Source organism: Natrialba sp. SSL1 (assembly GCF_001861355.1).
In the GTDB taxonomy this organism is placed as follows: Archaea; Halobacteriota; Halobacteria; order Halobacteriales; family Natrialbaceae; genus Natrialba.
The window spans coordinates 462393-488461 of sequence record NZ_MASN01000035.1 but is presented as its reverse complement, the minus strand read 5'-3'; the positions used below and the strand labels follow the sequence as shown (position 1 = coordinate 488461).

At 64.0% G+C, this 26069-nt stretch carries 21 protein-coding genes and 1 pseudogene; 14 read left to right on the top strand and 8 right to left on the bottom strand.

Translation table 11 applies throughout. The features are described from left to right. Positions 1-19: 19 nt before the first annotated feature. Positions 20-694: an HD domain-containing protein gene (locus BBD46_RS13220; RefSeq protein ID WP_071402148.1), complete on the bottom strand. Its 675-nt coding sequence runs from the start codon at positions 692-694 to the stop codon at positions 20-22. Positions 695-828: 134 nt separating this feature from the next. Here BBD46_RS13220 and BBD46_RS13215 point away from each other — a divergent pair, with 134 nt between their 5' ends. Then, on the top strand, positions 829-2925 hold the full coding sequence (locus BBD46_RS13215; RefSeq protein WP_071402147.1) for a prolyl oligopeptidase family serine peptidase: 2097 nt from the start codon (positions 829-831) through the stop codon (positions 2923-2925). 4 nt (positions 2926-2929) lie between these two features. Here the strand turns inward: BBD46_RS13215 and BBD46_RS13210 are convergent, their stop codons facing one another. Then, positions 2930-5806, bottom strand: coding sequence for a DEAD/DEAH box helicase (locus BBD46_RS13210; RefSeq protein ID WP_071402146.1), 2877 nt, complete (start codon positions 5804-5806; stop codon positions 2930-2932). Next, positions 5807-7552, bottom strand: coding sequence for a ribonuclease H-like domain-containing protein (locus BBD46_RS13205; protein ID WP_071402145.1), 1746 nt, complete (start codon positions 7550-7552; stop codon positions 5807-5809). It abuts the gene before it with no gap. 118 nt (positions 7553-7670) lie between these two features. On the opposite strand from BBD46_RS13205, the pseudogene BBD46_RS23185 reads away from it, so the two are divergent. The 7 genes and pseudogenes from BBD46_RS23185 (at position 7671) to BBD46_RS13170 (ending at position 15900) form a co-directional block, all read left to right on the top strand. Beyond that, positions 7671-7862 (top strand): annotated as a pseudogene (locus tag BBD46_RS23185) (antitoxin VapB family protein). Positions 7863-7934: 72 nt separating this feature from the next. Beyond that, positions 7935-8393 (top strand): hypothetical protein, encoded by a 459-nt coding sequence (locus BBD46_RS13195; protein WP_071402144.1) that lies wholly within the window; start codon positions 7935-7937, stop codon positions 8391-8393. 92 nt (positions 8394-8485) lie between these two features. Then, the gene (thyA, locus tag BBD46_RS13190) at positions 8486-9514 is read left to right on the top strand and encodes a thymidylate synthase (RefSeq protein ID WP_071402143.1); all 1029 of its coding nucleotides are present in this window, start codon (positions 8486-8488) and stop codon (positions 9512-9514) included. Beyond that, positions 9511-10062 (top strand): dihydrofolate reductase, encoded by a 552-nt coding sequence (locus BBD46_RS13185; protein WP_071402142.1) that lies wholly within the window; start codon positions 9511-9513, stop codon positions 10060-10062. Before thyA ends, BBD46_RS13185 begins: the two co-directional genes overlap by 4 nt. A gap of 121 nt (positions 10063-10183) precedes the next feature. After that, positions 10184-12946 carry an aconitate hydratase AcnA gene (gene acnA / locus BBD46_RS13180; protein WP_071402141.1) on the top strand — a complete coding sequence of 921 codons (2763 nt, stop codon included), beginning with the start codon at positions 10184-10186 and terminating at the stop codon, positions 12944-12946. 178 nt (positions 12947-13124) lie between these two features. After that, positions 13125-13634 carry a small multi-drug export protein gene (locus BBD46_RS13175; RefSeq protein WP_071402140.1) on the top strand — a complete coding sequence of 170 codons (510 nt, stop codon included), beginning with the start codon at positions 13125-13127 and terminating at the stop codon, positions 13632-13634. 85 nt (positions 13635-13719) lie between these two features. Next, positions 13720-15900 (top strand): thioredoxin domain-containing protein, encoded by a 2181-nt coding sequence (locus BBD46_RS13170; RefSeq protein WP_071402139.1) that lies wholly within the window; start codon positions 13720-13722, stop codon positions 15898-15900. Between the two features lie 32 nt (positions 15901-15932). On the opposite strand, the gene BBD46_RS13165 is transcribed toward BBD46_RS13170, so the two are convergent. Beyond that, positions 15933-16409: an SHOCT domain-containing protein gene (locus tag BBD46_RS13165; RefSeq protein WP_071402138.1), complete on the bottom strand. Its 477-nt coding sequence runs from the start codon at positions 16407-16409 to the stop codon at positions 15933-15935. 51 nt (positions 16410-16460) lie between these two features. Beyond that, positions 16461-16832 carry a TlpA family protein disulfide reductase gene (locus tag BBD46_RS13160; protein ID WP_071402137.1) on the bottom strand — a complete coding sequence of 124 codons (372 nt, stop codon included), beginning with the start codon at positions 16830-16832 and terminating at the stop codon, positions 16461-16463. Between the two features lie 138 nt (positions 16833-16970). Between BBD46_RS13160 and BBD46_RS13155 the strand changes: the two genes are divergently transcribed. The 3 genes from BBD46_RS13155 (at position 16971) to BBD46_RS13145 (ending at position 19944) form a co-directional block, all read left to right on the top strand. After that, a complete protein-coding gene (locus BBD46_RS13155) occupies positions 16971-18029 on the top strand; it encodes a Leu/Phe/Val dehydrogenase (protein ID WP_071402136.1) in 1059 nt (352 codons plus the stop codon). A 111-nt stretch (positions 18030-18140) separates the two neighbouring features. Then, entirely contained in the window at positions 18141-19124 is a 984-nt protein-coding gene (locus BBD46_RS13150) for a PLP-dependent cysteine synthase family protein (RefSeq protein WP_071402135.1), read from the top strand. A gap of 88 nt (positions 19125-19212) precedes the next feature. Next, positions 19213-19944: a hypothetical protein gene (locus tag BBD46_RS13145; RefSeq protein WP_071402134.1), complete on the top strand. Its 732-nt coding sequence runs from the start codon at positions 19213-19215 to the stop codon at positions 19942-19944. Between the two features lie 35 nt (positions 19945-19979). On the opposite strand, the gene BBD46_RS13140 is transcribed toward BBD46_RS13145, so the two are convergent. From BBD46_RS13140 to allB, 3 genes are all read right to left on the bottom strand, one after another. Continuing rightward, a complete protein-coding gene (locus BBD46_RS13140) occupies positions 19980-20633 on the bottom strand; it encodes a DUF5804 family protein (protein WP_071402133.1) in 654 nt (217 codons plus the stop codon). A gap of 134 nt (positions 20634-20767) precedes the next feature. Continuing rightward, a complete protein-coding gene (locus BBD46_RS13135; protein WP_071402132.1) occupies positions 20768-21106 on the bottom strand; it encodes a hypothetical protein in 339 nt (112 codons plus the stop codon). Between the two features lie 157 nt (positions 21107-21263). Further along, positions 21264-22694, bottom strand: coding sequence for an allantoinase AllB (gene allB, locus BBD46_RS13130; protein ID WP_071402131.1), 1431 nt, complete (start codon positions 22692-22694; stop codon positions 21264-21266). A gap of 231 nt (positions 22695-22925) precedes the next feature. On the opposite strand from allB, the gene BBD46_RS13125 reads away from it, so the two are divergent. The 3 genes from BBD46_RS13125 (at position 22926) to BBD46_RS23180 (ending at position 25925) form a co-directional block, all read left to right on the top strand. Beyond that, complete coding sequence (locus BBD46_RS13125) at positions 22926-24140, top strand: NAD-dependent epimerase/dehydratase family protein (RefSeq protein WP_071402130.1); 1215 nt, start codon at positions 22926-22928, stop codon at positions 24138-24140. 244 nt (positions 24141-24384) lie between these two features. Continuing rightward, on the top strand, positions 24385-24738 hold the full coding sequence (locus tag BBD46_RS13120; protein ID WP_071402129.1) for a hypothetical protein: 354 nt from the start codon (positions 24385-24387) through the stop codon (positions 24736-24738). Between the two features lie 767 nt (positions 24739-25505). After that, on the top strand, positions 25506-25925 hold the full coding sequence (locus BBD46_RS23180) for a helix-turn-helix transcriptional regulator (protein ID WP_394326831.1): 420 nt from the start codon (positions 25506-25508) through the stop codon (positions 25923-25925). Positions 25926-26069 lie beyond the last annotated feature (144 nt).

Sequence of the window (26069 nt, the reverse complement as noted above, 5' to 3'; positions counted from 1 at the left end):
GGGCTGTCGTTTCGGAGCACTACGCCTCACCGACCCACTCGCGTTCGAATCGCTCGCGAAATTCGAGGAGGAACGCGTGGCGCTCGGCTGCCAGTCGGCGGCCGGTGTCGGTGTTCATGTTCTCGTGAAGGTGGACAAGTTTCTCCTCGAGGTGCTCGAGTGTCGAGCCGTCAGTTTCGTCCGCCGACCACGCGACCCAGTCGGGCGATGGATCGGCGGTCCACATCGGGTTGTCGTGTGCACCACCGTAAGCGAACGCACGGGCGATTCCAACGGCACCGATCGCGTCGAGGTTGTCCGCGTCTTGAACGACGGCGGCCTCGATGGTGTCGGCACCTCGTTCGTCGCCGTGGCCGTAGTCAAAATCGTACTCTTCGTGAACGGCGACGCAGTGGCAGACGGCCTCAATTCGCTCGGTCGGGAAGTCGACACTCTCGAGAATGTCGCGGACCGTCGGCAGCGTGTCTCGCGGATGGACGAACTCGTCGCCACCGACGACGCGGTGGAGATCGTGAGTGAGCGCCGCCGCTCCGACGACGAGGCCGTCGGCTCCCTCTTTGTCGGCGAGTCGTCGTCCGAGCGAGAATACGCGCCAGGCGTGGTGAATGTCGTGCCCGCTGGCGTCGAGCGCCAGTTCACTGGCCATCCGATCGGCGATGGCACCGAACAGTTCTGCATCCGTCGAATCGGTCATACGCTTCCGTCACAGGTAGACTCATTGACTCTTTTGGATCCAAACGTGTGGAACTGCACAACGACAGCCCCTGTTCCGGACAAACTGTAGCTAAAACTACGTATTCAAGTATCTAGCGTTTGTACCCCATCAGCATGGTTGCTGGTCCCCCACACTCGAAGCGCGAGAACACGAGCTACGAACGCCACGGCGACATGGTCGACGACCCGTTCCGCTGGCTCGAATCGGACGACGAGGCCGTCGACGACTGGGTCGACCGCCAGAACGAGTACGCCGACGACTATCTCGAGTCCCTGGCGGCTCGCGACCAACTGCGTCCGCAGTTCGAGTCGCTGGCCCGGACGACCGACTACGGGACAGTGACGACAGCGCCGACGGGGTATTTTCAGGAAGTCGAGACGGACGAGGACGACCAGGCAGTGCTGTACGTTCGGGAGTCACTCGAGTCCGAGCGCGAGGTGCTCGTCGATCCGAACGAGTTCAGCGAGGACGGAACGAAGGCGATGGGGTGGTGGACCGTCTCGCCGGACGGCGAGCGCCTCGCGTACGGTGTCGACGAGGGTGGCAACGAACTGTACGACATCGTCATCATCGAGGTGCCCTCGGGAACCGTGATCGAGGAACTGTCGGACGTTGGCCGTGCCACTCCCCAGTCACTTGCGTGGACACCCGACGGGTTCTACTACAGCAGAACCGGGCTGGCTGGCGAGGCCCAACTCGAGAAGGCTATCCACTACCACGAACACGGTGCCGACCCCGATGGCGACGAGGACGACCTCGTATACGAGATCGACGAGGCGTCGACGTGGCCGCTGCTCACGACGGATCGCGCTGGTGCTCATTTGCTCGTCGCGCTGGTCGCCGACTGGGACCGCAGCGACCTGCTGTACGCCGCGGTTGGCGACACCGACCTGACACCGGTCATCACTGACGCCGACCACGTCTACTTGCCACTGCTCCACGAGGACGGTGCGTACCTGCAGACGGACCTCGACGCACCGTACTACCGATTTCTCGAACTCGACCTCTCCGGGTCCGTCGACGCAGTCGATCCCAGCGAACTCCCGGAACTGATCCCCGAACGCGACGGCATCGTCAAAGACGCGGCTGTCGTCGACGACCACCTGCTGGTACAGTACGAGCGTGCAGCCGTCTCCGAACTCGAGTTGTTCGACCTTTCGGGCGAGCACGTGCGGTCGATCGATCTCCCCGGAGCCGAGACGGGGACGGGGACGGGAACGGGAACGGTAGCCGGCCTCGACGGTACTCCTGACGCGTCCGAGGCGTTCTTCAGCTACCAGTCGTTCGACCACCCACCAGCCGTCTGTCGCTACGACCTCGAGGCAGACACCGTCACGGAACTCGACCAGCCTGACGTTGCACTCGAGTTCGACCTGACCGTCGAACAGGTCCGATACGAGTCCGCCGACGGGACCGAGGTTCCGATGTTCGTCGTCCACCGTGCCGACCTCGAGCACGACGGCGACAACCCGACGCTGCTGTACGGCTACGGCGGGTTCGAAAACAGCCTGACGCCGAGTTTCCGGAAGTACAGGCTCGAATTCCTTCGCGCGGGTGGCGTGTACGCACACGCAAACCTCCGCGGTGGCGGCGAGTTCGGCAAGGAGTGGCACGAGGCGGCCCGTCACGAGAACAAACAGCGCACGTTCGACGACATGATCGCGGCCGCGGAGTACTTGATCGACGAGAAGTACACGTCGAGCGATCGCCTGGCGATTTCGGGCGTCTCGAACGGTGGGCTGACCGTCGGTGCCGCACTAACACAGCGGCCTGACCTGTTCGCAGCGGTCTGCTGTCACGTCCCGCTGCTCGACATGCTCCGATTCCACACCTTCCTGCTCGGTGCGTCTTGGACGAGCGAGTACGGGTCACCGGACGACCCGGAGGCCTACGAGTGGATCAAGGAATACTCACCGTACCACAACGTCGTCGACGTGACGGACGGCTCCGGCCCCGAGTATCCGGCTGTCCTCTTCAAGACCGCCGAGGACGACACGCGCGTGCATCCGGTGCACGCCTGGAAGATGGCCGCACGCATGCAGTCGGTCGCCGCGGGTGGTCCGTTCTTCTGTAAGACCTACCGGGATACCGGCCACGGAACTGGCAAGCCGACCTGGATGGTCGTCGAAGAGCAACTCGACGTCTGGTCGTTCGTCTTCGATCAGCTTGGTGTCTCAGTTGCTGCTGCGTCGTCTCACCCTCAGGCGTAGACCATCAGGCGTAGAATAGCGGCGGCCGTCTGTCATCGCTCTCACGAGTGTCATGCTTGTCGCCATCTCTATCTCCATCTCCGCTCTCACCGTCGTCTACCAGCAGATCGGACTCGAGTACACTCTTTATACCATCCTCACTCGCACTCGCCAGGAGGTGATCCAGCACGTCGACAGCAGCGCCGCGGTGTAGCGGCTGGTTATCGTTCCCGCACTGGTCGTCCATCACGCAGGCGGGACAGCCGTCGATGCGGCCGCAGTCACAGTTTTCGATCAGGTCGCGCGCCCGTCGGGCGACAGCCTCGAAGTTCTCGTAGATCGCTCGCGAGAAACCGAGGCCGCCGTCGATCCCGTCGTAGATGAACCAGCCGCTCGCGGGTTTGCGCTCGAGCCCCATCGCGAGTTCTCTGACGGTCGCCTCAGCAGCGGCGATGTTCTGCGGGGCGGGATCTTCGCCAACGCCCGTCTCGTCGTCACCGCTTCCGTCCGATGCGGCGCTGGCCAGATGCGAGTCGATCGACAGCGTCGCCAGTCCGCCGAGGTCGCGCTTGTCGACCATCAACTCGAGTGGGGCGACGCCAATCGTCGCGTGCTCGGCGGCGTGGAGGCCGCCCGCGTAGCCGAGGTGGGCGGTATCTGCGAGGTCGCTGTCCAGTTCCGGCACGGAAAAGTCGCGGTACCGCTCGACCAGTGTGGACTCGACGCGCTCTGGGACCTCGAGCCAGCACAGTTGCGTCTCCATCGAGAGCGGTGGGTTTCCGGTGGGGAGCTGCTGCGCTTTTTTCTTGCCGCCGTGGATCGCGACCTCGTCGTAGGCGTCGTGATAGACGAGCACTCGCCCGCGGCCGAAGTGGAGCGTAAAGGACCCAATCTCGCGCGACTCCTCCGAGACGGCGTCGAGGACGGTCACGTCCGTGCGCGTCCGCGTGTAGTACTCCACGTCCGTCGGCCGCAGCGTCACCGACGGCCGCGGCGTCGTGTGATCGACCGCGCAGACCTCGTACTGCTGGCCCTCGTGAAGCCTGACTGCGCCCTCGTGGAAGTCCCGCAGGACGCGCTCCTCGGCGAGCGGTTCCATCTCCGGATCGTGGCGCTCGTCGACGCCGTCGGCGAGTTCGACCGTGTACTCCTCGCCGGTCGTGGCGTACAGCGAAATCGACCGCTGCGGTCTGGGTGGGCCGGTGTAGGAGACGCCCGTTTCGAGGTGGCCCGTGAGCTTCCCTGCGCGTCGCCACATCTCGACCGCCTGCTCGAGTCGCTCGCGGTCGGCGAGTCCGTCCTCCCCGGCGTCGCGCTCGTCGAGTCCGTCCTCCCCGGCGTCGCGCTCGTCGAGCGCGAGTTCGGCCGCCGCACAGAGCAGGTGCTGTGCGAAGACCGCGTCGTTCTCGGTGTCGACGACGGCGTCCTCGACGTCGTTCTCGAGGAGGTACTCCGAGTTGTTCACGACGTACTGGTCCAGTGTGCGGTGACCGGCGACGAGCACCGAGAGCGCGCGTTTGGCCCCGCGTCCCGCGCGGCCGATCTGCTGCCAGAACGACTGGCGCTGGCCGGGGTAGCCCAACTGGACGGTGGCGTCCATCTCGCCGACGTTGATCCCCAACTCGAGTGCGTTCGTCGAGGCGACGCCGTCGAGCACGCCGGTCTTGAGCTGATGTTCCGTGCCGTGGCGATTTCGTCTTGAGTGGCCCGCGTGGTAGGGTTCGATGGCGCTGCCCCGGTCCGGGTTCGTGTAGTATCGCGACCGGTCGCGGCGGTGTTTCGCCGCGCGCTTGACTGAGAGTTCGGCGAGCTTCCGGGAGGGCGTAAACAGCAGCGTCTGGGCGTCGTGGTAGGTCAGATGCGAGAGGAGTCGCGGCGCTTCGACGGTGGCAGGGACGCGGTCGGTGACGGGGTTTTCGGCACCGGCCCTGTCCCCGTCTTCCTCGCCCGATTGCGGCGGCGGATTCCACAGCACCAGCTCCCGCGGTCCCGTCGGCGAGCCATCCTGGTCGACCACCGTTACCGGGTCGTCGATCAGGGTACTCGAGTGCGCGCCCGGGTTTCCGATCGTTGCGCTGGTGAGGACGAACTGCGGATCGGCGTCGTAGTAGGCGAGCACGCGCTTCAGTCGGCGGATAATCCAGGCGACGTGCATGCCGTGGACGCCGGTGTAGGTGTGGGACTCGTCGATCACCACGAGGTCGCAGGCGGAGAAGAAGCGTGCCCAGCGGTCGTGGTCGTGCAGGTAGGTGTTCACGCCGGCGAAGTTGGTGATGATGACGTCCGCCTCCTCGCGGATCTGGCGGCGCGTCTCTCCGCGTTCGGTGTCGCCGTCGTAGACGCGGACGGTGATGTCGAGGCCGAGGTCGTCGTAGAGGTCGTTCAGTTCGCGCTCCTGGTCGCGCGAGAGGGCTTTCGTGGGGTAGCAGATGTAGGCGGTCGGTGTGGGAGTCGCCGCTGCACGTGCACCCGTTTTCTCGCCTCCGTTCTGTCTCCCCTTCCCCTTTTTGCCGCCGTCCCCTGCGGTCCGATCACGCGCGTCCAGATAGTGTCTCGCAATCTGGAGCGCATAGATTCGCGTCTTCCCCGAGGCGGTGCTCGTCGCGACACAGACGTTCTTCCCACACTCGAGTGCCTCGAGCGCTTCAGCCTGATGGGCGTAGAGGTCGTGCTCCAACTGCTCGGCGAGTTCCGGGCGGAGTACGTCCGCGTTCGAGACGGTCGCTGCGTCCCGGCCGGGGAGTTCGAGGACGGAGATGTCACCAGACTCGCGAGCGCCTGCGCGCGGGAACGTCTCTCGTAATTCCTCGCCGGTGATCGGGATCGCTTGCTGGTCGCCCTGGTCATCCTGATCGCCCTGTTCTCCCTCATCTCCCCCATCTCCGTCCTCGTTCGTTGCCATTCAGAAATCACCAAGTCCGGTCTGCTCGCTGGTCGAACCGCCAGTGCTGTCGGCGTGTGAGCTGCCTTCGTCTGGAGACGACTCCGTCGATCCCGTTGCTCTCGCCGATCCAGCCGACCCCACCACACCCGACGCTCGCGGTGCATCTCGAAGCCGCTCGTACACGTGCCACAGCGCCCGACAGTCGTCCTCACAGTAGGCCTCGTGGCGGTCCCACTCGAGTATACCCGGCTCCTCCGTCCGCATAAACCGTTGGTACGCCGCCGCGGTTCGCGCGCCGTTGAGTCCGGTTCCCAGGCCTTCGTAGCCGAGTTCGGTCGCGACGACGTCGAGTTCGTTCGTCCGGCCGGGGAGGAGCGCGTTGCCGGTGTCCTCACGGTCGGTCGCCCAGCGGTAGAGGTCGAACTTCGGAACTGACTCCCAGTCGTCGACGTACTCGGGGCAGTGGCGGGCGACGAACGCATCCAGATGTCGGTAGTCGAATCCCCGGCCGTTCCAGGTGAGCAGCGCCCGATTTGGGTGAACGCCGAGCAACCAGTCGCAGAACTCCCGAACGACCGATTCCCGGTCGGTGGGGTCGTCGCGCTCGACGAACGCCCGATGGGTGTCCGATTCGGGATCGTAAACCCCAATCTGCCAGATGATCGTGGGCGAGAGCCCGTCGGTTTCGATGTCGAGACAGAGCGGTGGTCGTCCCCACGCTTCGCCGGGGAGTGGCTCGTCTGTGAGCCGCCGCGGCTCGCCCGACTCGAGTACCCGCGCGTGCTCGTGCATTCGACGCGCGCTCTTTGCCCCGATTCCATCGATATCGGCGAGCGCAGCGACGGACAACTCGAGTAGCTCCGACCGAGTCGTCACTCCCTGCGATTCGAGGCGGTTCGCTGTCTTCTGGCCGACTCCGGTAACCGATTCGAGTCCGAAATCACCAGGTGCGTAGGCTGTACTCGAGAGTGTTCCGTCAGGACTGTACTCGAGTGCCACCACGGATTTCGCGCCGCCGTAGCCGTCGACGGGACCGGCTCCCCGGACGCGGACCGCAACGGCGTCGTCGGCGACTGGCTCGGCGGAACGCAGCGGATCGTGCTCGACGGTTCGGACGGCTCCCGTCCCGGCGTCGAGGTGCCACCGTTCGTCGTAGCCGGCGGGCAGCCCGCCGGTCAGGACGGTCGTCTCCTGGCCGGCCGGGAGCGCCGCCGCGAGTTCGTCCGCGTGATCGAGGGTCGTCTCGAGTGCGGTGGGCCGCGTCGTGGTCGTGATGTGGTCGCAGATGAGGGCGTCGTGACTCATGAGGGCGTCGTGACTCAGGGGTCCAGTTTTGCTCCCGTCATCATTCCCGTTACCGTCACTGTTGCTGTCTCCATCAGCAGCACTGTTACCACCATCAGCAGCACTATCAGCACCAGAATCAGCCCCAACATCAGAACCAGAATCAGTACTAACATCAGCACCAGCACCAGCAACCGCACCGAGCGCCCGCGGATGCTGCGCCACGGCGAACTCGAGTTCGTCACTAATCCTGTGTCGAGGGAGCGCCCCACTGTCGGCCGTCTCGAGCGGCGGGTGAATCACCGGCACGTCCATGACGTGGCGCGCGCGGGCCGCCGCCGTCGGCTCACGCGCGTATCCGAACAGCCAGACCGCATCCGGCCCGACCGTCACCGCGATGTCTTCGAGGGTTGCAACCGATCGCTCGAGTACCGCGGTCGGCGGGAGGGCGAGTACTCGAGTGCCGGTGGGACCTGCCATAGTGTCGTCGTAGTCGGTGGCAGGGACGCGGGGCTAAAGACGGTTTGGGGAACGGAGTGGAAGTGTTCGTTTGGAGACCGGCACAACAGTTACGCCGATTCTCCACATCCATGCCTACATGAGCGACACCGAGTACCGGAACGTCCGCCTTACCGAGGACGTGTATTAGCGGCTCAACGCGCGGAAGCGAGAGGGAGAATCTGTCTCGGACACGATCGACCGGATCGCAAGCGAGCGGTCGTTGCTCGATCTCGCGGGAGTGCTCACCGACGCGGAGGCCGAGACGATGCGCGATGCGATTCGCGAGTAAATCAATTACTCACAAGCAGCTGATCAGCTGATCGGCAATGGTCTTTTTGTTGTTGTACTCACAACTGCAAGCATGGATTTCCGGGACGCGATTCTTGGAGAGAAACGCCCCCGAATTCTCGTTCTGATCGCGACACTCCTCCTGCCGCTCTTCGCGTCAGTCCTCTTTCTACTCGGCTTCGACAGCGGGCTCGGCGTTCTACTGGTGTTCCTCTCAGTGGGGATTGCATTTTGTGCCGGCTGGTCACGAGCGGGTGTGCTCTCGGGACTCAGTGTCGTTTTCAGTAGCATCCTCTGGCTGTTCGTGTTTCCGCCGGCCGTTGGGTATCTGCGTGGCTCGATGGACACTCGGTATACTCCTCCGAGAGCACTCGGGTACAAACTCGACCCTCGTGGAGAACTCATCGAAGGACTGACTAATGGACCACTGGCAGGGATAGCTGGTGCCGTACTCTTTGGCGGAATGGCCTATCTCATGGGTCTCGCCGTTCGACAGGCAATACAGGAGCGAACCGCTGATACACAAACATGATCAATGTATGAATAGTCAGCGGCGTATGCGAACCGTTCTGTGACTCCCTCGAAACTCAACGCTAAAGGCGACGCACACAGAACGGGGCGACAATGCAACAGTACCTGGACCTCGTCGACGCGGCACTCAGCGAGGGGGCGTACAAGCCCAACCGCACCGGCGTCGACACGATTTCCTCGTTCAGCGAGCACTACGAGGTCGACCTGCAGGAGGGCTACCCCCTGCTGACGACCAAGCAAATGGACGGCTATCGCTGGAGTTCAATGCTCCACGAGGTCTGCTGGTATCTATCGGGTGAAGAGCACATCCGCGACCTCCGCGAGGAGACCAAAATCTGGGACGCCTGGGCCGACGAGGAGGGCCACCTCGACACCGCCTACGGCCGCTTCTGGCGACGCTTCCCGGTTCCCGAGGAGCCCGCACAGCTGCCGGGCGAGTCCTGGCCAGACGAGAGCCACCGGTGGGTCACCGCAGAGGAGACCGCCGACGGCGAGACGCGACGGACGTTCGACCAACTGCAGTACGTAATCGATACACTCTCGGACTCGCCGAACTCGCGCCGACTCGTCGTCAACGCCTGGCATCCCGCGAACGCGGCCGTCTCGACCCTGCCGCCGTGTCACTACTCGTTCGTCTTCAACGTCCAGGGCGACCGGCTGAACTGCCACCTCACGCAGCGCTCGGGCGACATCGCGCTCGGGATTCCGTTCAACATCGCGGCCTACGCGCTCCTGACAAAAATCGTCGCCCAGCAGACCGGCTTCGAACCCGGCACGTTCGCCCACACTGTCGTCGACGCACACGTCTACTGCGGCCGCGGTGCCCGCGGGGAGTGGTACGCGGACAACCTCGACGCACTGCAGACTCGGCTCGCCGATGTCGAGGCACGCGATGAGTACCGCGAGATTCGCGAATGGCTTGAGTCCGAAGCGCCCGCCGAGGCCGAGGGTGACGAGCGCCTCGACCACGTGCCGGGGCTGCTCGAACAGCTCTCACGCGAGCCGCTCGATCGGCCGACACTCGAGGTCGACGCGGCCACAATCGATGACCTGTCCTACGAGGACGTCACGCTACACGACTACGAGTCACACGACGGGCTCACGTTCGGAGTCGCTGAATGACCAACGGCACCGACGCTGACACCGACCCGGTCGTCGAACCCGACCGCGAACTCGTCGGTATCGTCGCGGTCGCCGACAACGGTGTCATCGGCAAGGACGGCGACATGCCCTGGCACATCCTTGCGGATCTGCAACACTTCAAGGAGACCACGATGGACCATCCGGTCATCATGGGCCGGGTCACCTACGAGAACATCGTCGACGCGCTCGGCGAACCGCTCCCCGGGCGAACCACGGTCGTGCTGACGAGCCGGGACCTCGAGACGCCCGAGAACGCAGTCGTCGCCCACGACCTGCAGTCGGCCGTCGAGCAGGCAGAAACTGCGGCCGACGAGCGCCACGAGGGCACTGACCGGGTGTTCGTCGCCGGCGGCGCGACCGTCTACGAGCAGTACCTGCCCGCGCTCGACCGGCTGATCGTGACCGAAGTCCACGAGGAGCCAGACGGTGACACGCGCTTCCCCGACTGGAATCGAGCGGACTTCGACGAACTCGAGCGCGACGAGCGCGACGGCTTCGCGTTCGTCGAGTACGTCAGAACGCCGTAAGCGATCGAGATGCGGAACGACTGAGATTCAGTTGGGTTTATACGGCAGCCGAACGCAGGCGGAGACTCACTCTCCGGACGATTCTCGAGAGATTCAAAACACTCCGGTCCGAAGTCTAGCTATGGCAACCGATACGTTCTCGGACGCGATCCGGGAATTCGAACATGACGGCGAGACGTACAAGATGGCCGACCTCACCGTTCTCGAGGAACAGGGTCTTTGCGACCTCGATAAACTGCCGGTGAGCATTCGCATTCTACTCGAGTCCGTCCTCCGAAACGCTGACGGCGACCAGATCGACGCGGACTCGGTTCGCGCCGCGGCCTCCTGGGAGCCCGACGTGCCGGACGCCGAGGTCCCCTTTACGGTGTCGCGGGTCGTTCTGCAGGACCTGACCGGCGTTCCCGCAGTGGTGGACCTCGCGGCGCTGCGCTCGGCGGCGGACCGCAAGGGCGTCGACCCGACGGTCGTCGAGCCCGAAGTCCCCTGTGACCTCGTGATCGACCACAGCGTGCAGGTCGACCACTTCGGCACCGACGACGCCTACGAGAAGAACGTCGAAATCGAGTACGAGCGCAACGAGGAGCGATATCGTGCGATCAAGTGGGCCCAGCAGGCCTTCGACGAGTTCAACGTCGTGCCGCCGGGGACGGGGATCGTCCACCAGGTCAACTTAGAGCACCTCGGTCGGGTCGTCCACGAGCGCGAAGTGGATGGCGAACAGTGGCTCGTTCCCGACACGCTCGTCGGCACCGACAGCCACACCCCGATGATCGGCGGCATCGGTGTCGTCGGCTGGGGTGTCGGCGGTATCGAGGCCGAGGCGGCGCTGCTCGGTCAGCCGATCAACATGTCATTGCCGGACGTCGTCGGCGTTCGCCTGTCGGGCGAGCTCCCCGAGGGGGCCACGGCAACGGACCTGGTGCTCCACATCACCGAAAAGCTCCGTCAGGTCGGCGTCGTCGACAAGTTCGTCGAGTTCTACGGCCCCGGCGTCTCCCAGCTTTCGGTCGCGGACCGTGCGACCATCTCGAACATGGCCCCCGAACAGGGCTCGACGATCAGCATGTTCCCCGTCGACGAGAAGACACTCGAGTACCTCGAACTCACGGGTCGCGACGAGGAGCACATCGAACTCGTCCGCGAGTACCTCGAGGCTCAGGGCCTCTTCGGCGAGCAGGAGCCCGAGTACACGGAAACCGTCGAATTCGACCTCGACGAGGTCGAACCGAGCCTCGCCGGTCACAAGAAGCCCCACCAGCGCATCCCGATGGGCGATCTCGACGACCACTTCCCGGCCCTCCTCGAGGAGCAGGGCGTCATCGGTGCGGGTGGCGAGCCCGCAATCGGCGACGGCAGCGGTGCAGCTGCAGCCGACGCGACCGACGCCGGTCCGGGTCTCCCGCTCGACGAGAAAGTTCCCGTCGAACTCGAGGACGGGACCGAGGTCGAGATCGGTCACGGCGACGTCCTCGTCAGCGCGATCACGTCCTGTACGAACACCTCGAACCCGTCCGTGATGGTCGGTGCCGGACTGTTGGCCCGTAACGCCGCCGAGCAGGGCCTCGAAATTCCCGACTACGTCAAGACGAGTCTCGCACCCGGCAGCCGTGTCGTCACCGAGTACCTCGAACGCGCGGAGCTGCTCGATGATCTCGAGGAACTGGGCTACCACGTCGTCGGCTACGGCTGTACGACCTGTATCGGCAACTCCGGACCGCTCCCAGAGCCGATCGAGAACGCGATCGACGAGCACGATCTCTGGACGACGAGTGTCCTCTCTGGCAACCGCAACTTCGAGGCCCGCATCCACCCGAAGATCCAGGCTAACTACCTCGCCAGCCCGCCGCTGGTCGTCGCCTACGGTCTCGCTGGGCGGATGGATATCGACCTCGAAACCGAGCCGATCGGCACGAACGACGACGGCGAAGAGGTCTACCTCGAGGACATCTGGCCGGACACCGAGGAGATCCGCCAGACGATCCACGACAGCATCTCCCCCGAGATGTTCGAAGAGAAGTACGCAAGCGTCTACGAGGGCGACGACCGCTGGGAAGCGCTCGACGCACCGACCGGCGACGTTTACGACTGGGATTCGGAGTCCACCTACATCCGCGAGCCACCGTTCTTCCAAGACTTCCCGCTCGAAAAGCCCGGCGTGGACAACGTCGAAGACGCCCGCGCGCTGCTCACGCTCGGTGACACGGTCACGACCGACCACATCAGCCCCGCCGGCCTGTTCGGCGAGGACCTGCCGGCCGGCCAGTGGCTCACCGAACGTGACGTGCCGGTTCACGAGTTCAACACCTACGGCTCTCGCCGCGGGAACCACGAGGTCATGATGCGTGGCACCTTCGCGAACGTCCGCATCGAGAACGAGCTGCTCGACGGGAAGGAAGGCGGCTACACCGTCCACCACCCGACCGGCGAGGAGACCACCGTCTTCGAAGCCTCCGAGCGCTACCGCGAGGAAGACACCCCGCTCATCGTCATGGCTGGTGACGAACTCGGCACCGGCTCGAGCCGTGACTGGGCTGCGAAGGGTACCGACCTGCTCGGCATCCGCGCGACCATCGGCAAGAGCTACGAGCGCATCTACCGCGACAATCTCATCGGCATGGGCGTTCTGCCGCTGCAGTTCGCCGAGGGCGAGGGTTGGGAAGAACTCGGTCTCGAGGGCGACGAGTACTTCGAGATTTCCGGTCTCGAGAACGGCCTCGAACCGAACGCCGAACTGGACGTCACTGCCGAGACTGACGACGGCGAGACCGTCGAGTTCTCGGTGACCGCACAGGTCGACACCCCGATGGCCGTCGAGTACGTCGAGAACGGCGGCGTGCTCCACCTCGTGCTGCGCCGGCTGCTCACCGAGGAACTGAACTGATCGAGCGCGCTCTGTACACGCCCCTCACGCGGCGGTCGGCACCGCTCTGCTCGCGCTGATCTATCGACTTTCACATCTGCTGTCACTCTCCGCCTGCTGTCACTCCGAATCTGCTGTCACCCCACACCTGCTGTCGCTCACACCCGCACAACCACAGTCCGCCACTCCACACAATCGCATGTCACTCACGCCGCTACTCGTTGACGTCGGAACGATACTCGAGGACGCCACCGGATTCGTCCAGTACCTACTGGTGTTCCTCTTCGCTGCGATCCCGGTGTTCGAGATCCTCGTCGTGATCCCGATCGCGATCGGACTCGGGCTCGATCCAATTCTGACGGGGATCATCGCCTTCGCGGGAAACGTTCTCTCCGTGTACGCTCTGATCCTGTTTCACGGGCGGCTCTCGGCCTGGTGGGCGAACTGGCGCGGGACCGACGATGACGCCGAACCGGAGCCGAGCGATCGCTACGCGCGAGCACGAACTCTCTGGGACAGGTACGGTCTGCCCGGCATCTCCTTTGGTGGGCCGGTCCTTACCGGGGTTCACATCGCCGCGATCGTCGCGCTGCTCGCGGGGAGCCGGGAGCGACTCGTCGCGGGGTGGATGACCGTCGGTATCGCCATCTGGACGGTGATTCTGACTGGTGCGTCCGCGTTCGGGGTTTCACTGCTCGGCATCGCGTAGCGCGACGGCGTGTCCCCGAGTGTGCGTACTGCGATGCCAGCGCACGTACGTCGGTCTTTTACAACCGCCAGCCGTAGGCGTGGGTATGACTACATCCACGCCGACCGATCGAAATCGGCTCGACGAGGAGGAAAGTCCCTACCTGCGCCAGCACGCGGACAACCCCGTCAACTGGCAGCCCTGGGACGAGCAGGCCCTCGAAACGGCCCGCGAGCACGACGTACCGATCTTCCTCTCGATCGGCTACTCGGCGTGTCACTGGTGTCACGTTATGGAAGACGAGAGCTTCGCGGACGAACAGGTCGCCGAGGTCCTGAACGAGAACTTCGTCCCGATCAAGGTCGACCGCGAGGAGCGCCCGGACGTCGACAGCATCTACATGACCGTCTGCCAGCTCGTCACCGGCCGCGGCGGCTGGCCTCTCTCGGCGTGGCTCACCCCCGAGGGGAAGCCGTTCTACGTTGGGACGTACTTCCCCAAAAAGGCAAAACGCGGCCAGCCCGGTTTCCTCGATATCCTCGAGAACGTGACGAACTCGTGGGAGGGAGACCGCGACGAGGTCGAGAACCGCGCCGAGCAGTGGACCGACGCGGCAAAGGACCGACTCGAGGAGACCCCGGATGCCGTCAGCGCCTCACAGCCGCCGTCGAGCGACGTACTCGAGGCGGCTGCGAACGCCTCCCTCCGGAGTGCTGACCGACAGTTCGGCGGCTTCGGTTCCGATGGGCCGAAATTCCCACAGCCCTCGCGGCTCCGGGTGCTCGCTCGCGCCGCAGACCGAACCGGACGCGACGACTTTCAGGACGTGCTCGTCGAAACGCTCGACGCAATGGCTGCTGGCGGCCTCTACGACCACGTCGGCGGCGGCTTCCACCGCTACTGCGTCGACCGCGACTGGACGGTTCCTCACTTCGAGAAGATGCTGTACGACAACGCCGCGATTCCGCGCGCATTCCTCGTCGGCTACCAGCAGACCGGCGATGAGCGCTACGCCGAGGTCGTCGCCGAGACACTCGAGTTCGTCGAGCGCGAACTGACCCACGAGGAGGGCGGTTTCTTCAGCACACTCGATGCCCAGAGCGAGGACCCCGACACCGGCGAGCGTGAGGAAGGTGCGTTCTACGTCTGGACGCCCGACGAGATTCACGACGTTCTCGAGAACGAGACCGACGCCGACCTGTTCTGTGACCGGTACGACATCACGGAGTCGGGAAACTTCGAGGGCTCGAACCAGCCGAATCGCGTCGCCTCGGTGTCGGATCTCGCAGCCGAGTACGATCTCGACGCGACCGATGTTCGGGAGCGACTCGAGTCCGCCCGGGAAAAACTGTTTGCAGCCCGCGAGCAACGCCCCCGACCCAACCGCGACGAAAAGGTGCTCGCCGGCTGGAACGGCCTGATGATCGCGACCTGCGCCGAGGCCGCTCTGGTCCTCGGCGGGGGCGAAGATGGGGATGAGGAAAGGGACGAGTACGCCACCATGGCCGTCGACGCACTCGAGTTCGTTCGCGATCGGCTCTGGGACGAAGACGAGCAGCGACTCTCCCGACGGTACAAAGACGGGGATGTGGCCATCGACGGCTATCTCGAAGATTATGCGTTCCTCGCGCGCGCCGCACTGGGCTGTTACGAGGCTACCGGCGAGGTCGACCAGCTCGTGTTCGCGCTCGATCTCGCGCGCGTCATCGAAGACGAGTTCTGGGACGCAGACCGGGGAACGCTCTACTTCACGCCCGAGAGTGGGGAATCGCTCGTCACGCGCCCGCAGGAACTCGGCGACCAGTCGACGCCCTCGGCGGCGGGCGTCGCGGTCGAGACGCTGCTCGCGCTCGACGGGTTCGCGGATCGAGGCGACGAGTTCGAGGAAATCGCCACAACGGTGCTCGAAACCCACGCCAACCGGATCGAGACGAACTCGCTCGAGCACGCGACGCTCTGTCTCGCCGCGGACCGACTCGGGTCCGGTGCACTCGAGATCACGGTCGCGGCGGACGACCTGCCCGACGAGTGGCGCGAGGCGTTCGCCTCGCGGTACCTGCCGGATCGGCTGTTCGCTCGTCGGCCAGCGACGGACGACGAACTCGCGGACTGGCTCACTGCACTCGACCTCGCAGATGCACCGCCGATCTGGGCCGGCCGCGAAGCCAGAGACGGCGAGCCGACGCTGTACGTCTGTCGTGACCGAACGTGCTCGCCGCCGACTCACGATGTTGAGGATGCACTCGAGTGGCTCGCAGGAGAAGAGCAGACTGAGAGTCCGTTCTAGGCAGGGGGGTGGTGCTCGGCTCGCTGCCCGCGTCACTCGAGTTCGTGCTCGCGTTCGGGATCCTGCTGCCCGTTCGGTGACTGTGTTCGCCCACCGCGCGCTGCCCGCGACCGGGTTGCAGCCTTGCGATCGAACGCCTCGTCGGCCTCCAGCAGGCGGTCGAGTCGGTGTTCGAACTCGTCTTCGCTCAGTTCACCGCTTGCGTACCGGTGTTTGAGTTGTGCGAACGCGTCGGCGTCGGTGTCGCTGTCGCTGTCGTTGCCAGTGTCGGCTGCGGACGTTCCAGGCCACGTCGACCCCGTCGACTGCTTTCGCTCAGCCATGAGCGCCGCGATATCCTCGCCCCAGAACAGAAAGACCGGCGTCAGGACGAACCAGCCGATCACCGCGAGTACGGCGACGACGAACTCGAGTCCGAGGAGACTCAGGATGCTGATGATGCCGAAGGTTACGATCGCGATCAGGAGCCAGAGGTCCTCCGCGACGAACCGTTCGAGACGGCTCTCCATACTAACCGTCTTGGCACCTCGAGATAAAGAATCGTTCGGTGCAGTTACACGTTACAACTCGCGCTCGAGTTGGTCGGCGAGCCAGATAGCTGGCGGGACGTTCTCGTCTTCGACGAAGCGGGTGACTTCCTCGCCGTCATCCGTCTCGACCACAATCGTCGGAATGTACTCGATACCGTACTCGTCGACCCCAGAGCCTTGTTTGTCCTGGTCGACAGCTATCTCCTCGATGCGGTCGTCGGGGACGCCCGCAGCGTCGAGTGCAGCGCCGAAGTCGGGGAGAAGCTTTCGGCAGTCCTTGCACCAGTCGCCGCCCCAGACCTTGTAGACGACCTCGTCTGCGTGTGCTTCGAGCGTGTCGACGGCGTCCTCGTAGGAGGCGGCGTCCCACGTGGGATTCGGCTGCATGGTTTCGAGACTCATACGCGGCCATTGTGAGTCGAGGGGCTTAACCGGCGTGTTCTTGACAGTCGTTGCAGGTGTCGCTCATTTGGATTGTCTTTCGAGTGCTACTGGCCGCGAGTCGGTAGCATTTTTACACCAAACCCAAGAGTTATCAGCATGGTATTTGACTCGATCGCCGAGCCAGGGCACGAACAGATCTCGTACTTCTCCGACCCGGAGACGGGACTGACGGCTATCGTCGCGATTCACGACACGAGCCTCGGGCCGAGCCTCGGCGGGACACGCATCCGCGACTACGAGTCCGAAGAGGCCGCGCTGACGGACGTCCTTCGTCTCTCGGAGGCGATGACCTACAAGGCGGCCGCAACCGACCTCCCGCTTGGTGGCGGGAAAGCGGTCATCATCGGCGATCCCGAGGAGGTCAAAACCGAAGAGGCACTCGAGGCCTACGGCCGCGCGGTCGACTGCCTCGCGGGCCGGTACATTACCTCGGTCGATATCAACTCCGGCGCTGAGGAGATGGACATCGTCGCGCGCGAGACGGACCACGTCGTCGGCGGAACGGACGGGCTGGGGAACCCGTCTGAAGTCACGGCACACGGCGTCTTTTCGGGTATTCGCGCCTGTGCGGAACACACCTACGGCACCAGCACCGTCAGCGACCTCAATGTCGTCGTCCAGGGGCTCGGAAAGGTCGGCCGACTGCTCGCCGAGGAGCTACTCGAGCACGGCGCGTCCGTGACGATTTCGGACGTGAACCAGGAGGCGGTCGACGAGTTCAGCGCGGCTCACGACGTCGACATCGTCGCGCCGGATGCAGTCTACGAGGAACCGTGTGACGTCTTCGCGCCGTGTGCGATCGGTGGCGTCGTCAACGACGAGACGATCGATCAGCTGCAGTGTGATATCGTTGCCGGGTCGGCGAACAACGTCCTCAAGGAGCGACGACACGCGGACGCGCTCGCCGAGCGCGACATCCTCTACGCGCCGGACTACGTGATCAACGCGGGCGGCCTCGTCACCGTCGGCAAGGAGTACCTCGGCGGAACGTACGAGGAGGCCTACGAAGAGTCCGAGAAGATCGGCGACCGACTGACGGAGATGATTGAACGCGCCGAGGCTGAGGGAACAACGGTTCTCGACGCAGCGGAGGCCTACGCACAGGAGCGAATCGACGAGTCCGAGACGGTGACGCCGGCGCTACCGTCGAACTAGCCTGTTCTGGCTGTTTTGATCTCAGGTTTCTTTCTCACCGCTGTCATCACCACCGGCACGTCCTGCCTGTGTCCAGCACGGGTTTACGTCTCGACTCCATAGCCTGGGTCAATGAAGGGAAGTATCCTGGACACGATCGGTTCACCGCTCGTCCAGGTCGACTCACCGGAGGGGGCGACCGTCGCCGCGAAGGTCGAATCCTTCAATCCTGGCGGGTCGGCCAAGGACCGGCCGGCCCTCGAAATGATTCGCACCGCCGAGCGCGAGGGCGCGATCGAGCCCGGCGACTGGCTCGTCGAACCGACCAGCGGCAACACCGGAATCGGCCTCGCGCTCGTCGCCGCCGCCCGCGGCTACGACCTCACCATCGTCATGCCCGCCTCGAAATCTGAGGAACGCCGTCGCGTCATGGCCGCCTACGGCGCGGACCTCGAACTCGTCGACGGCGAGATGGAAGACGCCCGCGAGCGCGCGGACGAACTCGAAGCGGAGGGTGCGGTCCAGCTCGGCCAGTTCGAGAACCCGGCCAACCCCGAGGCCCACTACAAGACGACCGGGGCGGAGATTATCGAACAGGTCGGCGACCGCGAGATCGACGCCTTCGTCGCCGGCGTCGGCACCGGCGGCACCCTCTCGGGCACCGGCCGCCGCCTCCGCGAGGAGTTCCCCGAGATGGACATCATCGCCGTCGAACCCGAGCGAAACGCCGTCCTCTCGACGGGCGAATCCGGCACCGACGAGTTCCAGGGAATGGGCCCTGGCTTCGTCAGCGACAACCTGGATCGAGATTTGATCGACCGCGTCGAAACGGTTGCACTCGAGGACGCCGAGGACGAGTGCCGCCGACTCGCCAGCGAGGAAGGAATTCTGGTCGGCCAGTCGAGCGGTGCGACGAGTCTGGTTGCCAACAGAATCGCGCGCGAAATCGCCGAACCAGAGCGTGACTGTCCGGAGATTCCGGACGCCTTCGAGCGCCAGGAACTCGCCACGCCGGAGCCGGACGGCGGCCAGCGGATCGAAGACTGTCCGCTCGTCGTCACCGTCTTCTGGGACAGCGGCGAGCGCTACATGTCGACTGGATTGTTCGACAATTAAGCTGGGCGGTTCGACAACTAAGATAGCCAAAAGGCCTCTTTCACCTAGAGCAACCGTCTTTATTCGTCCCCGTGTATGTCCGGGTACGATGACACACCCCTCCAGACGCACACTCCTCGGAAGTACGGCGGGACTGCTCGCACTGACGGCAGGTTGTATTGCTGACGAAGACGATGACGGCCCGGATCCGGGCTCAGGGTCCGGTGACGATGATGAGTCGGAGAACGGCGGCGACGGCAATGGAAACGGCGCCGAAAATGGAGACGAAAACGGCACAGAGAACGGCGAGGAGGAAGGCGAAAACGGAGACGGAGATGACGATGACGACGACGGTGACGACGGAACTGGAACCGACGGCGTTTCCATCGACGACCACCAGTACCAGCGCTCCGAAATTAGTGACGAGCCGTCCATGGAACACCTGCGATCGGCCGACGACGCCGACGACTGGCTCGCCGAGCGCGATGTCGACGACGATCTCACCGAGTTCCTGGACGAAACCGACTTCGGCGAGTCGGTGCTCGTCGCACTCGAGGCCGGCGGCCCGAATCTGTGTTACGAACTGGCCGTCGAGCGCGCCGAACTCGAGGACGACACGGTCGTCGTCGAGGCTGCGGCTGTAGACGAGTCAACACCGGAGACCGCCTGCGGTGAGCAGGAGGTGACCGTCGGTGCAGTGGTTCGAGCCACGTTCGATGACGATCCGGTGACTGACGTGTCGGTGTCGCTCACCGACCGCGACGGGAAAGAACACGGAATGGCTACGGCGAGCGACAGTGCGAGCGATTCTGCGTCCGATTCGGCTGAGGCGGACGCCTAAAAACAGTATCGACGGGCTGGTCCCCCTGACGCTTCTTAGGGCGAATGTTCTGCTTCAGTTATTCGAACGACGAGCGTCGAGTCGACATCTCTGAGGTCGTACTCGGGGAGGTCGCCGTCTGTCCGACGGACGTACAGCGGTTCGACGAGTCGACGGCGTGCAGTCGCTGTCGTCGGTTCAGTTTCAGTCTGTTGTGTCTCGGTCCGTGCCTGCCCTCCCGCTGATTGTGCTCCACCGCCCTGTTTCTCGTCGCTCTCGCCGCTTTCCGTTCCCTCGAAATCGTGTCCGGTTTCGTCTTCGGTGTCCACTCCGGCGGCTGGTGTGGCAGGGGTGTCGGGATCTGATTCGGGATCGACACGTTCAACGCCGTAAATCTTGCAAAATTCGTCCGTCTCGTCGGGTTCGACTGTGCTGTTTCGAAGCTGCGTCGCCAACTCGCGCGAAAGCCACTCTTCGTCGCTCACGCTTGGCTCCTGGACGAGCGCCTCGTCGACGAAACGAGTGAGATACCAGTCGAGATCGTTCAACAGCGAGATGGCCGCGCCGACGCTGACGGTTCGCAAAGCGATCGTGTTTTCGAACGGTCGGTGCAGGTCGTACGTCGAGAGTGCCTCGCGAGCCGTCTCGCGCGAGAGTAGCTCGTACTGGAGGGTGGAGTCGTCGGCCCCGATGAGACAAACGCGGGTCACTGTCGAGTGATGTGGTCGGTTCGGTAATGTCGGTTTCGGGTTTCGGTTCAGAATTTCGTACCGACGGTGCTGCCGAATGCTGCCGAATGCCGACGAGTGCTGACAAACACCGACTGACTACACCGACAACCGACCTACGAAATCGAGCTGTCTGGGTCCCCAATCGCATCGTCTAACCCGTGCAGCGCTGCCGGACCGAGCGCTTCCTCGGCACGATCGAACTCGAGTTCCCGGTCGGCTGGATCGGAGCGCTGGGTTTCGACGACGGATTCGGCTTCGCCGTCGGTGATCGAGAGGTAGACTTCGGTGAGGCGGTCGGTTGCGGTAGTCTCGTCGTCCTCAGCCGCAGTTGCGTCTGGAACTGCGGCTGCATCCCCGGTGTCGCTCGCGGAACCGTTCGTTTCGGCGTGTTGTTCAGTCTCAGTGTCTGTTGCGTCCGTTTCGTCCGTTAGTTCTGTCTGTGTCTTGGTCATGGATCGCATCCTGACTGAATGGTCAGACAGTGAAATACGTTTGTGTTTCTCCCGGCAGATGGGATCTGTTGGGCAGTTGCGATCACTTTCGAAAACGCTGCTCTTGCCACTCGAGTACTGGAACATACGCAGCGAGAGAAGCGAGTGAAACTGCCAGTTAGTCGTCCGCGTCGACGTCAACCCGCGTGCCGTACCCCGACTCGCCGACGACCGACCCGTCCTCGTAGACGACTTCGCCGCGGACGACCGTCGTGGTGGCTTTCCCGGTGAACGTCTCGCCCACGAACGGCGTGACGCAGTTCTTCGAATGCAGTTCGTCGCGGCTCTCGAGTGTCCACTCGCGCTCGGGGTCGACGATCGTGAAGTCCGCGTCCGTTCCGACCTGGAGCGAGCCCTTCTGGGGATACATCCCCCAGACCTGCGCCGGCCGGGTCGAGTGGCGACGGACCCACTCCTCGAGTGTGAGGCGTCCCTGGTCGACGAACGTGAGCATCGCCGGGACTTCGGTTTCGAGGCCGACGAAGCCCGAGATGGCGTCCCAGGTGTTGCCGAACGGGTCGTCGACCTTCTTCTCCTCAGGGGTGTGGGGCGCGTGGTCCGTCGCGATACAGTCGATCGCGCCGTCGTCGATGCCGACCTCCCAGAGCAGGTCGCGCTCGTCGGCGTCGCGGATCGGCGGCTGAATGCGTGCCGGGTTGCCGACCTCGCGCATGACCTCCTCGGTAAACCAGAGGTAGTGGGGCGTCGTCTCGGCCGTGACGTCGACGCCGCGCTCTTTCCCGCGAGCGACGGCCTCGGCGGCCGACCCCGAGGAGACGTGGAACATGTGGATCTTCGTGCCGGTCTCCTCGGCGAACGTGATCATTCGTTCGACGGCTTCTTGCTCGGCGATAACCGGCCGAGAGTGAGAGTGGTCGATCGGTTCGTTCTTGCCCGCTTCTTTGAACTTCTGGGTGTAGTGGTCGATGATCTCGCCGTTCTCCTCGTGGAAGCCGAGGCGTTTGCCCGTCTCTCGGATTGTTTCCATGGCCTCGAGAATCTCGCCGTCGTTCGGCGGCGGCACGTCGCCGACTGTCGACCCGAGGAAAATCTTGTACCCCAGCGCGCCGGCTTCGTCGAGCGCCGGAATCTCATCGAGATTCTCGCTCGTAACGACCACGTAGCTCTGGAAGTCGACGTGGGCCGACGCCTCGCCGCGCTCGAACTTCAGTTCGAGATGCTCGGGCCGGTCGATCACCGGATCCGTGTTCGGCATCCCGACCACGGTCGTGACGCCACCCGCCGCGGCCGCGCGAGTTGCGGACTCCCAGTCTTCCTTGTACTCGAGTCCGGGCTCGCGATTGTGGATGTGGCCGTCGACGATACCAGGGACGAGGACCTGTCCGTCGGCGTCGACGATGCGGTTGGCGTCGGGGAGGCGGTCGCTGCGGCCGACGGCGACGATGGTTCCGTCCTCGACGGCGACGCCGGCGTTGGGGGTGCGGCCGGCGGGGGTGACGACGGTGCAGTTTCGCACGACGAGGTCGACGGTGGCGGTGTCACTCTTGCTCGCGCTCTCAGTCTCACTCTCGCTCTCGCTGGCACTCATTGGCGTTGGCGTAGCGTTGCCGAGGTGGGCGCATATAGCTTCTGTTGGGTTGGCAGGACCACATTGGCCACTGGGCTAGTGCTGATACTGGTACTGGAGCTACTGGTGCTGGTGGCGCTGGTAGTGTTGTGCACAATGGAATCACGCCAGTCCGCTGGCTGACCGGTAGGTTCGGTGTACAGTTCAGGTACGCGTGCTATACTAAACCGATGCGGGATGCTCGAGTGAGCCATGACCTCGCCGGCGATTCGCGACAGGACAGTACTCGTCACCGGCGGTGGCGGCTTCATCGGGAGCCACCTCGTCGAGGCGCTGGCACCGTACAACGACGTTCGGGTGCTGGATAACTTCTCGACCGGTTCGCGGGACAACCTCTCGTTCGCGTCCCCGTCGGCGACCGGCTCGCAGTGGACCGGCGATACACCAGCGAGCACGGACGGTGGGACCGACGACACCGAGACCGATGATGGAAGTGCTGAGGGCACGGGCGAGGACGCTAACGCCGACCCCGACCCCGACACCGGCCACGACGGCTCCCTCACCATCGTCGACGGCGACATTTCCGACCCGATGGCGCTCCAGCGCGCCGCCCGGGGCGTCGACCTCATCTTCCACCAGGCCGCCCTCGTCAGCGTCACCGAGAGCGTCGACGCGCCGCGCCGGAGCAACGAGACCAATCTCGACGCCAGCCTGCTCGTCCTCGAGCAGGCCCGCCAGGAGGACGCCCGCGTCGTCCTCGCCTCGAGTGCGGCCGTCTACGGCCACCCCGACGAACTGCCCGTCTCCGAAACGGCGACGACGGAGCCGACCTCTCCCTACGGCATCCAGAAACTCGCACTCGACCAGTACGCCCGACGCTATCACGAGCTGTACGACCTGCCCACCGTCGCGCTGCGCTACTTCAACGCCTACGGCCCGCGCCAACAGGGCCCCTACAGCGGCGTCATTTCGACGTTTCTCGAGCAGGCTCGCGCCGACGAGCCGATCACGATCGAGGGTGACGGCGAGCAGACGCGGGACTTCGTCCACGTTTCGGATGTCGTCCGCGCAAACCTCCACGCGGCGACGACTGACGCCGTCGGCGAGGCCTACAACGTCGGCACCGGGGAACGAACTTCGATCCGGGACCTCGCCGAACTGATCCGTGACGCCGTTGGCTCGTCCTCACCGATCGTCCACCGCGAACCCCGATCGGGGGATATTCGACACAGTCGCGCAGACGTGTCGAAAGCGAGTCGTGACCTCGACTTCGAGACCCGCGTCGGGCTCGAATCCGGGATTCGTTCACTTGTGACTGCGGCTGGTAGTGAGCAGGGGTACTCGAGTTCGTCGCCGCAACAGCGGGAGAGCCAGGAGCGGGAGCGACGGCAACACCAGCAACAGGAGCAGGAACAGCAACAGCAACAGCCGCTGGCCGCCAGACCTGACCGACAGTCACAGGACTAGATACAGTCTCTCAGTTGCGGCAGCGAACGCCATCTTTCGACCGCGATGACCTGTTTTGGTTCGGTTGGAAATCGACCAATTCTCACCGATAACGATCGGCCTTCGTTACGGAGGTACGTCGTAATTTCCTACACAGACGGGTGAAAACGTTCGACTGTGTCCACAACAGATGGCGGATTAACTGTGGGCTCTGGTTTGTGTAGGTGAGAGATAACTATCGGTATGCACGGCCTCACCGATAGGTATGATCGAGAGCCTCATTGTGTTCGCGGTTAGCCTGCTCATCGGCGCCCTTGGCATCTTCCTTGGTGCCAGGATTATCGTCGATACAGAGGACTACACGTACGCGTTCGTCACAGCACTGATCGGCGCGGTCGTCTGGGCGCTCGTGGGGTTCTTCCTCGGATGGATCCCGCTGCTCGGCCCGCTGCTGGTCTTCGTCGCCTATCTTGGTGTGATCAACGCCCGCTACCCCGGTGGCTGGGTGGACGCAGTCGCGATCACGATCGTCGCGTGGATCTCGGTCCTGGTCGTGTTGTACGTCCTCGCGTTCCTGGGCGTTACTGGATTCGAGGCTGCCGGTGTCCCGGGAACGTAACCGCCGACGGGAGCGGGACAGCGACGGTTGGACAGCGAGTCCGGGCCGTTCAGCCGGGCGTCGTCAGTTCGGCGTAACTGACGATTATCGCAGAAACCCGATCCAAATTCGGGCTAGGCACGTCGAACGTCCGTACGCGTTTATTCGCCGCGGTGTCGAGCGACCACAGTATCAGCCACGGCGTGAGACACCGACGATCCGCCCGTCTGCCGGGCACTGGTCACCGACTCGAGTCCCCACCGATCGGTCTCGCAGGGGGCTCGCCAGGCACTGTCTCCGAGACCCGCAGAGCTACGGACAGTGGCTATCGTCGTCACGTCGGCGTCTCAGAGAGACACTCACGCGAGACATACAGATAATCCAATAACAATACATGACCCATAAAAAATACTTTGAGGGGCGGTCACGACGGTACAGAAACGAGTGAACTGCCGTTTGTCGACACCATGATTCCGACCTTGCGCACGAGCATGCACGCATCTTTGCCAGTACCTCCGTCGGTCACGACTCCCGACAGCGGGTCGGTGCTCGCACAATTCAGTCCGGCTATTCGGTCTGGGGTCGGAGCGCCGGCTACGGAGTTCGCAACCACCGCCGTTCCCTGTGGAAGTGTTCTCTGCCGGGTCTGCAGTACCTGTGGGTCGGGTGAGGCCGAGATTGCGACGATTTCGTTGCTTGGACTCGGAGCTGGGTTCGGGGTCGGACTCGGACTACTGGCTCTCCTCTCAACACTACTCGCTGTGCCAGCACTCGCACTCGAGTTCTCCCTGGCGTCCATTTCGAACGGCCCGCAATTTATCGACCCCACACCGCTCCAGGCGAGCGGTCTCGCACACATCGCTGCCTTGCTCGGGATGATCGTGCTCGCCGTTCTCGGGTCGGTGCTCGCACTCCGTGACCGACTCGCCGAACGCAACTCGCTCGGGAACGACTACGACACCCAACACGAGGAGTTCATGACGGACCAGGAGAAGGTCCATCAACTCATCAGCGAAAACGGCGGGCGAATGAAACAGTCACGAATCGTCGACTCGGTCGACTGGTCGAAAGCCAAGGTCAGCCGACTGCTGGCCGAGCTTGAGGAGGACGGCCAGGTCACGAAGCTTCGATTGGGGCGGGAGAATCTCGTCTGTTTGCCTGGTCACGAGCCGACGGCGTCGAAATCGCCCGAACAGTCGAGCGAATAGAGCGCAACCGGAGTCAGCAGCGTAGGCTCGCGTGTGGTCTTTCCGTGCGGAGGCTTTCGAGAACCATCTCGCGGCCACCCACGGTACCAATGACCGCTTTCGATGAATAGCGCTGGCATCCACGCATACCCTGCGTTCGAAGTG